Origin of the sequence: Thalassospira sp. ER-Se-21-Dark (assembly GCF_017922435.1) — a bacterium.
Taxonomy (GTDB): Bacteria; Pseudomonadota; Alphaproteobacteria; order Rhodospirillales; family Thalassospiraceae; genus Thalassospira.
This window is the reverse complement of sequence record NZ_VDEZ01000001.1, coordinates 1473090-1485532: the sequence shown is the minus strand read 5'-3', so window position 1 is coordinate 1485532 and position 12443 is coordinate 1473090. Positions and strand designations below refer to the sequence as shown.

General features: G+C 56.2%; 9 protein-coding genes. All 9 read right to left on the bottom strand.

The window, feature by feature from the left end:
* Window positions 1-63: 63 nt before the first annotated feature.
* On the bottom strand, window positions 64-1269 hold the full coding sequence (locus tag FHI25_RS06830) for a polysaccharide pyruvyl transferase family protein (RefSeq protein WP_210516204.1): 1206 nt from the start codon (window positions 1267-1269) through the stop codon (window positions 64-66).
* A gap of 90 nt (window positions 1270-1359) precedes the next feature.
* Window positions 1360-2355 (bottom strand): UDP-glucose 4-epimerase GalE, encoded by a 996-nt coding sequence (gene galE / locus FHI25_RS06825; protein ID WP_210516202.1) that lies wholly within the window; start codon window positions 2353-2355, stop codon window positions 1360-1362.
* Window positions 2356-2463: 108 nt separating this feature from the next.
* The gene (locus FHI25_RS06820) at window positions 2464-3654 is read right to left on the bottom strand and encodes a polysaccharide pyruvyl transferase family protein (RefSeq protein ID WP_008888997.1); all 1191 of its coding nucleotides are present in this window, start codon (window positions 3652-3654) and stop codon (window positions 2464-2466) included.
* A gap of 38 nt (window positions 3655-3692) precedes the next feature.
* Window positions 3693-5015, bottom strand: coding sequence for a glycosyltransferase family 4 protein (locus FHI25_RS06815; RefSeq protein ID WP_063085926.1), 1323 nt, complete (start codon window positions 5013-5015; stop codon window positions 3693-3695).
* On the bottom strand, window positions 5002-7197 hold the full coding sequence (locus FHI25_RS06810; protein ID WP_210516200.1) for a hypothetical protein: 2196 nt from the start codon (window positions 7195-7197) through the stop codon (window positions 5002-5004). The genes FHI25_RS06815 and FHI25_RS06810 overlap by 14 nt, the downstream gene beginning before the upstream one ends.
* 61 nt (window positions 7198-7258) lie before the next feature.
* Window positions 7259-8041 carry a hypothetical protein gene (locus FHI25_RS06805; protein ID WP_210516198.1) on the bottom strand — a complete coding sequence of 261 codons (783 nt, stop codon included), beginning with the start codon at window positions 8039-8041 and terminating at the stop codon, window positions 7259-7261.
* 20 nt (window positions 8042-8061) lie between these two features.
* Window positions 8062-9327, bottom strand: coding sequence for a glycosyltransferase family 4 protein (locus tag FHI25_RS06800; protein ID WP_210516196.1), 1266 nt, complete (start codon window positions 9325-9327; stop codon window positions 8062-8064).
* Window positions 9324-10169, bottom strand: a complete 846-nt coding sequence (locus FHI25_RS06795; RefSeq protein WP_210516194.1) for a class I SAM-dependent methyltransferase — start codon at window positions 10167-10169, stop codon at window positions 9324-9326. The genes FHI25_RS06800 and FHI25_RS06795 overlap by 4 nt, the downstream gene beginning before the upstream one ends.
* Window positions 10166-12403 carry a glycosyltransferase gene (locus FHI25_RS06790; protein ID WP_008888991.1) on the bottom strand — a complete coding sequence of 746 codons (2238 nt, stop codon included), beginning with the start codon at window positions 12401-12403 and terminating at the stop codon, window positions 10166-10168. The genes FHI25_RS06795 and FHI25_RS06790 overlap by 4 nt, the downstream gene beginning before the upstream one ends.
* Window positions 12404-12443 lie beyond the last annotated feature (40 nt).

Below are 12443 nucleotides of genomic sequence, written 5' to 3'. Positions count from 1 at the left end.
ATCAAATGAGAAAGTGTGGTGCGTGGCGTTACTGGGGGTTACGCCACGCACCAGACAGCAAGGTCACGCCGCCTCTGCGACGTATGGGGCCGGGGTACTGCCCAGACGGTGTGCCATGCTGTTTTCTTCAAGGAAGTTTTTCAGATCGCCAAAACGCTTCTGATAGGTCTGCTCAAACAGATCGAAATCGGCGTTATCCCAAGCTTCCTCGAACGAGAATTTGTCCATGTAGCGACCATCCACGAACGGAATGCCAAGTGTTTTGACAAATTCGCGGGTGCGCGTGTCATAGGTGACATAAAGGGCCGGAACTTCGTTGGCCAAGGCCAGCAAATTGCCATGCAGGCGATAGCCGGTCACCGCATCAAGGTTCTGTTCGGCCCGTTCGAAATCAGCGACACTTTCAAACACCGAAAGCGATGATTTATAAAGGTCCAGCAACGGATCCCTGGGGCCGTAGAACCACTTTTCCGCAGTCAGTTTTTTGACAGCCTCGTCCATGACAGATGCGTCATTTTCGACCTGTTTGGATCGGGCGTAATAGATCTGCTTTTCTTCAAGCTCGCCAGCACACAGAATTTCCGTGTCGTAGCGTTCGGCCAGTGTGCGCAGCATAAAGCGTTGCTGGGTCTGGAAACCATGTGTCTTGCGGCGAAGCGTAAAGCCCAGCCTTTTGATTGATGCGGCATTAACCCGGCGCAATTTCAGTTCCGGTTTGCAATGACGGAACGCCGTCGGGCAGCCAAAGATGCGGACATTTTTGATTCCGATCGAATTCAGCGCCTTTTTCGACAGATTGCCGCGCACGCCAATCGATGCCGAGCGATCTGCAACCAGGTTCAAGAAACGCCGGGTCGACTCATTGACGTAGTTTTCGGAATTGTCAGGAACCTGAACACCGATGCCAAAGGCAATCACGGGGACCTTGGTTTTTTCAAGAACCGCTGTGATCGGGTCCCATTGACCGTTGGTGTTGATATAGTTCGATCCGCGCAGAAAGATGTAATCCAGCCGATTGATCTGTTCGATCTGGGTTTCCGAAATATTGCCGTCAGAGGGCACATAGATCGGAAAAAGTTCGGAATAGTCGAGAATGCGCAGCGAGGAATCATAGACAAAGCAGTCACCGATATTGGTGAATAACGTCTTTGCCTTTTCCGGCGCATTATAGGTGTGGGTGACAACACCAAGATTGCCCTCAAGACGGCCAGCGGGCATTAATACGCCAATACGGGGCTTGCGCCCCCCGGTGGGGAGTTCGGGTGCCATTTTATGCTCCTGCGTGTTTGGTTCGTGTCATTTTTGACGTTGTTTCGAACCGTTGCTCGTGTCTGGAAGTGCAGGTTTTGCGAGGTGCGGTTAAGCCGCACTGACCTCGCGGGATTTAAGGCTTTGTTCCCAATCAAGGGCATGGCGCACGATGTCATCGAGATCATCATGAACCGGCGTCCAGCCGAGTTTTTGGCGAATACGATCGGCCGCCGCAATCAGGGCTGCCGGATCACCGGGGCGACGGTCGGCAAGTTCGACTTCGAAATCAACGCCAGACACCTTTTTGACTGCACCGATCACTTCGCGCACCGAGAAACCGCGCCCATAACCGCAATTCATCACGTCGCTTTCGCCGCCGCGTTCAAGATATTCAAGGGCCAGAACATGGGCATTGGCGAGGTCGGACACATGGATGTAATCGCGAATGCAGGTGCCATCGGGGGTTTCGTAATCTTCGCCGTAAATGGCCATTTGCGGACGCGTACCGGTTGCCGCCTGGCTTGCGATCTTGATCAGATGGGTTGCCTTGCGCGATGTCTGGCCGGAACGGCCTTTGGGATCAGCACCGGCAACATTGAAGTAACGCAGCGCGACATAGCGCAAATCATGCGCAATGGCGGCATCGGCCAACATCTTTTCGGTCATCATTTTTGATGTGCCATAGGGCGAGATCGGCTTAAGGGCAAAGTCCTCGTTAATCGGGGTGGCTTTTGGTTCGCCATAAACCCCCGCAGTCGAGGAAAAGATGAAATGCTTTACGCCGTTATCCACAGCAACTTGCAAAAGCGCACGCGAATTGACCGTGTTGTTGCGGTAATATTCCAGCGGATAGATGACCGAGTCCGGTACAATGATCGACCCGGCAAAATGCATGATGGCCGTCACATCATGTTCGGCGATGACACGACGCACCAGATCTTCGTCGCCACAATCACCTTCAACGAAGGCCGCCCCGGTTGGCACTGCCCAGCGATGCCCCTGACTTAGATTGTCCAGCACGACGACATCGCGCCCGCCATCGAGAAGTGCAAGTGCCGCGTGACTGCCGATATACCCTGCGCCACCTGTTACAAGTACAGTCATTGCCGTGTCTCCTTGTTGATGTTGCCTGTTTTGGTTCAGGCTGCTTTGGAAGGCACGGCCGCCCGGCGATCCCGATCCGGGTCGCCAGAACGGCCATACCGGGTGGGATCACGCGACCTTTCGCTGAGGCTGCGTATCAGCTTTCATGACATCGACCATTTTGTGATCGATGTTGTTTTCGGTCAGGAACTGCGCCATTTCGCGATAGGTCTGGAACCAGGCGCGGTTGAACTTGTCGAACAGATCCTGATTCCAGTAATCCTCAAGCACGAATTCCTTTTCCGAGAACACGTCATAGGACGGGATCTGATAGGTTTCGGCGAATTCGACCGTACGGCTGTCATAGGTGAAGTAAATCGACGGAACACCATTGGACAGCGCCATAAGATTGCCGTGCAGGCGATAGCCCAGCACGCAATCCTTGGTCCGGACCAGATCTTCGTAATCGGATACGACATCGGAATAGAACAGCTTCTCGCGATAGAGGCGTTCCATCGTGTCATCGAGATACCAGTTCTTGACCCAGTCGTTGTTTTTGAGCGCCTGCATGGCTTCTTCGCGCTGGGCGTTGCTGCCAAAGACGAGCTTTTTCTCTTCGGGTTCGCCCTGGGCCATCAGGGTCATGTCATCGAACCGGTCTGCGAGATGTTTGACCAGATCACGATGGAACGTCAGATACCGTTTGATGTCCTGGGCGTAGGCCGGTGAAACTTCACGGCGCAGCGTAATGCCGACATTCTTCACGCTATCAAGCGATGGCAGCTTGATGCGCATGTCGGGATTGTTTTGCCTAAACGCGGTCGGGCAGCCGACAATGCGGACATTGGTAATGCCAAGATCCCAAAGAACCTGTGCGGTATAGGCCCCGCGCACCCCGATGGAGGTGGTGGAATCGGCCATCATCCGCAGAACCGTTTTGGTCTGTTCAGACAGTTCGATCTTGCCTTTGACCGGGGCCTGCGCACCGATGCCAAAACCCAGAACAGGCAGTTTCAAACGTTTGAGAACGTCGATGGTATTGCGCCAGTCCATATCGGAATGGATGTAGTTCGAGCCGCGCAGGAAGACATAGTCATATTCCTCGCGAAGGCGGTCGATGTCTTCCATCTTGGGATCGGCAATCGGCAAGACACCAAGCTTGTCGTAATTCATCAGTTTGAGCGATGAATCGAAGACAAAGGCATCCCCGATATTGTGGTAGTGATTGATGCTCTTTTGAACATCCTGATAGTTGTACCATCGGACGCAGTCGTGGTCGTAGACTTCGCCGGACGGGATCATTACGAGAACGCGCGCCATGTTGTCTCTCCTTGGTTGATCACGTTTTTGTTCTGAATTCATGCCGTGCTTGCCACGGTTTGCGGGCTCGCAGCCTTTGCAGACATACGGCGCGTTTCCAGAACCTCCCGATACTGCGCGAGATGTTGCTCGGCGCATTCCTGATAGGTCGTCACGCTTGGTATTCCCTCGCGCATCCGATCCCAGATCTTGTTGTCGCTGAGAACTTCGATCATCCGATCAGCAAGGTCTTCGGCACTTCCGACCCGGAAATGCAGACCATTGACACCGTCGGTGATTTTTTCGGCCATGCCGCCAATGTTGGAACAAATCATCGGACGCCCGTGGAAGAAGGCTTCCTGGATCACCACCGGCGAATTTTCCCACCAGATCGAGGGAATGATCGTCCAGTCGGCGAGTTCCATCAGCTTGGGCATTTCGGTATTCTGATAGGCCCCGTAAAAGCGGACACGTTCGCCGGCCTTTTCGATCAGGTCATGGACCTTGTCCTGATATTCCTTGGGTTGGCGATCAAGGTTACCGCCAAAGATCATCAGCCGCGCATCATCGCCCCAGATTTCATCAGGCACACGCCCGACGGCATCGAGAAGGATGTCAGCGCCCTTGAACATCGTGAGCTGCCCGAAGAAGGCAAAGCGTGACCGGCGCGGCTGGGTTTTGGAAAGCGGGCGGTCCTTGGCCCGTTCATTGATGTCGAGACCGTTTTCGATCACCGACATCTTTTCGGCCTTCATGCCCCAGTCAATGAAGCGGTTAGCCAAAAATTCACTGGGCGAGACATAGTGATCGGCCAGTTCCAGCATCGCCTTGATGAAGCGTTCACGCCGAAGAAACGACGCCGGCGAGATATTGGGGAAACAGCCATTGCAATCAATCGGGCTGGCCCGGTTGCACAGCTTGGTTCCGCCGCTTTTGATCATCTGCCCGTGATTGTGGCAGATCGTCAAAAACTCGTGGAAAGTAAAGAAAATCGCGGTTTCGGGCAGGGCTTCGCGAATGGCATAGATGGTTTCGAGCCCAAGGCCAAGATAGTGATGGAAATGCACGACATCGGGTTCGTAATCCTTCACAAAGCGCAGGAAATCCCGATCAATTTCATCCGTGCTGCCGTTGGACAGCAGGAAGTGATCATAGTTTTCCGCGTGATAAAGGATTTCGTTTTCCTTTTGCCGCAGGCTCATCAGGGCCGAGGCGCCGTGACGTGGCACGGGATTGCCAACACGGGCGAGATAAAAGCTTTCGACCCCGTCAAGTTTGTTCAACCCTTTATGCAGGTTGTAGGAGGCCACTTCGGCCCCGCCCAGCGAGATGCTGGGATGGCCGTGCGAAATAACGAGGACGCGTAAATCAGTCGACGGCATTGTTGTGGCTCCGCAAGTTTGAAACGACCAATGACCAGCGGCGATCAAACGCCCAGCGGTCAAGACGATTGGATAGTTCCTCCCAGGCAGGGGCTTTGCTTATGGATTGTTCGCTGCCCAGTACTTCGACATCGGGGATCCAGTAGGATGGCGTCCCCGCCATGCGCAGCTTGAGTGCAAGGTCGAGGCTTTTTTCCGCCGGACCGATATAGCCACGGGTAAAGCCGTCACTGTCCTTGAAGGCCTTGCGCGGCAGAATGCAGCATTCCAACGTGCCGGCACTGACTTCGCTGGGCTGGGCATCGGCAAGAACCGCGCAAGGGTAGCCGACATAGCGATCCGACAGATACTGCCCGCCATTGGCATTACTGTTGATCCAGGTCCCGGCCCAACGGACAGAATCGTCTTCAAACAGGATGGTCGGCGATACGAGAACCTTGTTGCCGCGTTTGGTATAGGCGGCATGCAACTGATCAAACCAGCCATCATCGCGTGGCAGAATGTGTGCCGACACCAGCCCGACTGTTTCGGAATTGGTGGCATCCACACCGACTTCGAGCGCATCGCAATAGTCTTCGACCCCTTCGGCGAAAACGATCCGGGTGTTGAGTTTGTAAAAGGCGGCAAGGCGCAAGATTTCGCTGCCAACCTGATCAAAACTTTCGACCGGTCCGGCAATGACAATCGGCAGATGGCGGGTGGCACTATCAAGGCCCAGCAGGGCAATGGTGACGCCGATATCATTGATCGTGTCATCGACACCGACCACAAGGGTCACCGGTGCGTCTTCGTCAAAGTCGCCGATATCATGGATATCCACCGCATAGGGGCGCTGTGCCGTCATGGCCTGCAACATCGGGCCGAACTGACGTTCGATACTGTTCGAGGCCGTGACCGACCGCGGATCAAGCGAGGGCAAAACCCGTGAAAGGGCCTGACGGGCGGACGCACGCGTCGGGTTCAGCGGGCAATAGGCCGGAAAGGCATCACTGATGCCCAGTTCAAGATAGGTCGCCTGATCGGATGGCGGGGTGACATCCAACGGGCAAAATACCAAAAAGCCGTGATTATTCCGGGCCGGGTTCATGCCAGAAAACATCGGATCATTGGCAAAGGCATCGGTCACATCGGCGCGTGACTGGCGCGTCCAGTGATCGTCAATCCGGACGACTTCACCGCCAACCCGCAATGACACATCCTTGACCGCACGGTCGGGATCAAGCATCCAGCCGGAAATCAACACCCCGCTTCCTTCGATCAGAAGTGAGAAATCGATGCCGATACGGACCGGGCGATCGAGCTCGGATACCGTGTCGCGGCCATCAAAACGATGTGCGGCCATTTTAAGGGTATGCAGGATTTTTTCCGGTGCCCGCACACGATCAAGGACCGAGCGAATATGGGCCGGGACATCGGGTGGTGCGACCAGAACACGGTGTTGATACACCTCGATCGAGTACCAGGTGTCGCGGCCGCGGAAGTAAACCCGTTTGAGTTTTTTCGGATTGATCGGCTTATCGCCCAGCATCAGGCCAGTTACACCGGATGCCTCGTCGCCCAGATCATCGCGCTGGAAATCGGCACTGGTCAGTTCCGCCAGTATCGGAGAATCCGCCATTGCAATGACGCGGGTGCGTCCGGTGGGGAAGCCGCTTGACCAGCCCTGAATATAAACATCACCTTCTTCGAGCCCGCCGAGCACTTCGATAAAGCCGTTGCTGCGTGCCGCACTTTGTACAAGTGCGGCCACCTTGCTGAGGCGTTTTTTATCCGGGTCGCCGGCAAGCAAGGCTTCGATCAGGCCATCAATCACGGTGGCAAAGGCCGGGCCGGATTGATCCGCAACAGAGGACAAAACCGCTTCAATGCGTTGCTGACGATTGTCGATGCGGTATTCACGCGGCTTGCCCGCGCCGCGGAACAGGGCGGTTTTCAAACGACGTGCGGAGACATCCTTCATCGGCAGAAGGGCCACAAAGCCATAGGCGTTGTCGGGTTCCGCATCGTGGCGACGCCATGAAATGATGGATGCCTGGACTTTGGCGTCAGACTGGCTGTTGAGGTAAATATCAATCGTTGCCGGCAGGGCATTTCCCACCCCGACCATCAAAGCCAGACCTTCATCGACCAAGGCGGCGACGACGGTTCTGCCATCCAGTGGCATTCCATGGTGTTCGGTCATGCCCGGGCCTCCTTGTGTTTACGCGTGTGCTCTAAAACGAATGATTGCCGTGCCATGACGATCACCAGACAAAGGCGCCGATTGCCAACCCGGTGGTCACACCAATCAGGCAGGACAGGATCAGCAACGGGGTTTTAAGATCATTGGTGTGGCGTGCGGTCAGGGCTGAAAGCCGTTCGTCAAAGCCACCCAGCGATTTATCAAAGCGCACCAGAAAGACTTCGAGTTCATCGACCCGGCTTGAAAGTTCTTCCTGACCGTTGCGCACCAGTTTCACCCCGGCTTCGATGCCATCATCGGCGGACGCCAGTTCGTCCATGCGTTTGGACGCGCTGACCAGACGTTTGGCGGCTTCGCGCTGACCGTTTTGCAGGATGTGCTGTGCGGCCAGCAGGCGGTCCAGACGATCAAGAATTTTGCCAAGCGGGGCATTGAGCGCCGTGTGGGCTTCCTGTTCGCTTTGCGACGGGATGCGCAGCGTGATTTCTTCCTTGGTGCCGGGCATGACAGCACAGACCGTCAGACTGTCGACACTGGCAACCGCGGCATCGGGCAATTCGACTTCGAAGGCGTGTTTTCCATCGCCGATACCGTTGCGGCGCAGATCGACACGTTCGTTTTCGGCGGTTTCACGCAGCAGGGCATGACCGTTCAGGCGCACGACCACCTCGATCCGGGCATCCGGGCTTTGCGGTGACCAGACCCAGCCATAGAGGCGGTTCTGATCAATGGCATCAACCCGCCCTTCGAGGGTCGGTGCGGTTTGTTCGGCATCTTGCGCACCTGTTGACGCCGGGGTCGGCGGCGGGGTTTCTTCCATCGTCTGTTTTTCGGCAACAGCCATAGTGGCCTCCTTGTTAAACGTCAGGCCGCAACAAAATCAGGGCGAACCATGCGGCGGATCATCGCCAGATATTGCTCGGCAACATCGTCAATCCCGGCCGGGGGCCGGACATGGCCCGACAGTTTTTTCCAGAGTTTCGGATTGGTTGCGCAGTCCTTCATCACCCTGGCCAGTTCGGCCGGATCATCGGGGCGGACATGAATGCCGTCATGGCCATGGCGGACCATTTCGGCCATGCCGCCAATTGAACTGGTGATCACCGGGCGGCCATGCTGGAAGGCTTCCTGAATGACCAGAGGCGCATTTTCCCACCAGATCGAGGGCACAACGACCCAGTCGACCCGTGCCATCAGATCGGGGATATCTTCGCGTTGATAGGCCCCGATATGGTGTACCTGCGGGCCGCTTTGTTCGACCAGATCGGTGATGCGACTGGTGAACTGATCGGTCTGATACAGGGCCGCACCATGAATGCGCAGATTGAAATCGACCGCGTCTGCCGAAAGAATTCGCCCGGCTTCAAGCAGGACATCTGCGCCCTTCCACGGGTTGAGATTGCCGAAATAGCCAAAGACATTGGGCATTCCAGCCGCCCCGATATCGCGTTTTGGCGCGGCGGGGACAGTCGGGCGACCATTGTTGATCACCGAAATCCTGTCGGGGTTGATGCCCCATTCGATATAGCGGTCGCGCAGGAACTCACTGGGCGAGATGAAATGATCAACCGCACGCAGATGGTTGCGCAGATTGACAGCCCGCATCGCATGTTGATCAGGGGTAAAGCCATCAAGGCCGGACAGCCGCCCGGTGGCATCGGCCTTGGTATAGCGGGTTTTGGTTCCGCGATGGATCATCAGGCCGTCATTGGGGCAGATCTGATAATAGTCATGCAGGGTCATCACGATCTTGCAGTTCGGCAGAACACGGCGGATCAGCATCGGCAATTCGATGCCCCACAGGACCAGATGATGGATATGCACCACATCCGGTGCCCAGCTTTTCAAAAGGCGCGCGAAATCCGGGGCGACGGCATAAAGATCGGTCTGGGACATGTTGAAGCGGTCAAAATGCCCGGCCCAGAACAGCATTTCATCGCCGGCATCATTGATCGCCTGAAAACTTGTGCCCGGGCGGCGTTCGCGGTGAACATCGTTGGTCGCGCCGATGAAAAGCGCATCGCATTCCGCCCGCTTGTAGGCATGAAACAGATCATGGGCGAAAATTTCAGTCCCGCCTGGATGCAGATCGGGGTGATTATGGGCAAGCACCATTATCCGGGGATTCATGCGGTCCTCCGTGGTTTCTGGGCAATCAGGAAATCCTGGTAATGGGCGGCCGTTTCGCCGCGCCATGTGCCAAAGCTTTTGGTGTGGATATCGAACCCGGCACCGGTCAGGGCATCCTCAAGAAACGCATCGTCAAAACCGACGGCCGCCATCGGATTTTCACCGCGCAGGTGCCAGCAAGGCTGACCTTCGGCCTTCTCAAAGCCTTTGAGGCGCGCATCGCGATCGGGATTTGACGGGTCGTCATCTTCGCGGATGACAAAGGCGGTCAAGAACAGCCGACCGCCCGGGCGCAGCACACGAAAGACCTCGGAACAATAGGTTTCGATTTCGTCTGGCGGCAGGTGGGTCGCCACCGAGATCATTGCGGTGAAATCGAATGTTCCGTCCTGAAAGGGCAGTCGCATGCCGCGCCCGCTGATTTCGCCTTCGGGGTTGTAGAGTTCGTTCTTGATGTCCGAACACTCGAACCGGAAATTCGGATAGGCTGGTGTAATGGCGCGCTTGCACCAGTCAATGCCGCCGCGCACCGGATCCATGCCGCGATAGATCGCCTGTTTCGGATTGAGGAACTGTGTCAGGGGCACGGCAATCCGGCCGATGCCACAGCCGATATCAAGAACATCCTCGGTGGTTTTAAGCCCGGCCATGCGGACAAAATGACCAAGGAATTCCGCCCCGATGGCGCGGTAATCGCCATCGCCGACAAAAACGTCTTCTTCAGGCGGGACCGGAAGGAAACGGTTGGAAATGATCTGTTCGCACAACCAGGCAAGATGGGAATCGCTGATATCGGATGTCAGCGGGGACTGGTGTTCGGACAGTGCAAGAACCTGGCTCATGCCGCTTCTCCGTTGGGGGTTTTTCGCGATCGGTTTTGCGGCACACCGTTGGTGTGAAGATCTTCGAGCGCATCTGCCCAGCGCGACGCATGCAGCCAGGCGTTATATTCAGCAGCAACCCCGCGCATGTAATCGGCATGGGTCGAGATGGATTTGCGCTCAAAATGATAGAGGCTGACATCGGGGACGTATTTGATGTCGAAATCGGCCTTGCGAATTTTCAGACAAAGGTCGCTGTCTTCGTAATCGCCAATGACATAGTCCTCGGTAAAGCCATCGACCGCGTCAAAGGCATCGCGATGGATCATCATGCAGGCACCGGTGACACCGGGGACCGAGCGTTCAATATTGGCATCCCGGAACTGGTCGGGCATGCCTTTGTGATAGTGATAATTCAGCCACTTGCCGCTTTCATTGCGGGCAAAATACATCCCGGCATGCTGGATCGAGCCATCTTCAAACAGAAGTTTCGGCCCGACCACCGCGACCTCATCCGGGCCGCCCATTTTGGACGCCATCCCCTGGGCCCAGCCGGGCGTATGGGGGATCACATCGGAATTGAGCATTGCCAGATAATGGCCGTGTGCGTTTTCGGCACCGGCATTACATGCCCGGGCATAGCCGCCATTGCGGGTCATCACGACCAGACGCATCGGAATGCCATAGAGAACATGCAGACCGCGCAACAGATGTTCGCATTCCTCGGCCTGTTCGGGGGAGTCGAGCACAAAAACCAGTTCGCAATATTTCGCGACCCAGTCATCACAGGCAAAGGCGCCGATTTGCGCGCGCAGGAAGCCAAGAACACGATAAAGCGGCACAATGATAGAGACATCCGGGTCATCATGCGGGGTGCCGATATCAATCACGCGATCAACCTTGGCGGATGCCATCAGCTTTTGCTGCAGATCGCCAATCACCGGTGCCAGGCAGTTTTCAATAATCTCTGACGTCAGGTGTTGCGGCGGGACGGCGCGCAGGATGCGCGCACGGGCCTCGGCCGGGTCAATCGGCTGTGCGGGGGGCACCATCAGATGACGGTTGCCCGATTTCAGGCGCATCAGGCTTCGGGGCTGAAGGATCGGAACCGGGCTTTGGATATCCTGATAAAAACCGACAAAGCCGGTTGCCGGAACTGTCTGGCCATCGTCCTGCACATTGCCCTGATAACGATAAAATCCGTCGCCGAATGGATGGGCGATACCGTTGCTATCGAGAAGATCGATGCTGGCAATCATATCGACAGGATCGCGATACCAGCCGCCAATCAAGGTGCCGCGCGCTGTTGTGACCGCAAGATCGACTTCGCCACTGGGAAGCGATCCGCCACCTGAGACGCGCTGGCTTGAAAGCGGACAGCGGAGCTGGAATTCAATCGCGGCCTTGCTCGATTTCATGTCCGCACGGGCAAGCGACCCGATGATATATTCGCGCAAATCAGCATCTGATTTGCCCTTGGTTTGCCACCAGCGCGCCAAAGACGGCAGGGTTGAAACATCGGGCAAATGGCGAATGGCCAGCGTGCGCACGCCGGTCACGACCATATAGGCCCCGGATGCGGTACTTGGCTGGTCGGCAATCATGTAAACCAGTTTCTGGCCGCGCGGCCCGGTCTTGCTGATATGGGGAAGCTGCGTTAAGCGCTTGAACCCCGAGGGGGCGACGATGAAGACGGCCTCGATATCGTGAAAGGCATCGGGCAATGCCGTGGCCAGCAGGATCTTTTCACCGGAAAGCTTTGCGACCGCCTTGGCCGGTTTGGGCCGATCGACAATTTCGGCCACCAGTTGAAGAAGGAAACTGTTGTAGCTTTTGGACAGGCGCAGTCGAAACAGGCTTGCCCACATCCCCAGAAGGGTCGAGACCAGCGAAAGCCGCCCGGCAGGCGTCACCCCGTTCAGCAGCGTTGATGCACTGGCAAATTCAAAATCGCCATCGGGATCAATTGTGATCTCGTCCTTGCGGCCCAGCGTTCCGGCCTCGGCCAGAATTGTGATCGGTTCATCCTTGGGACGGCGGATGACGCGCAACAACCGGGTCCCGCCCCCGTCAAGTGGCAACCGCAATGTGGCCTGCGGTGAAATCGCAGCACCATCAATCGTTTCAAGCCGGGGAACTTCCCACAAACGGGTGGGTGTATCCCAACTTAACAACAACGTATCAGGGTTGAGCAGGCAAACACCGGGCGCTTCGCCGGTCGTCCGCACTGCATCGGACGAGGCAAATTCAAGCATGACAATCTTTCACTAACTTGAAGTTCAGGACGGGTCGCCC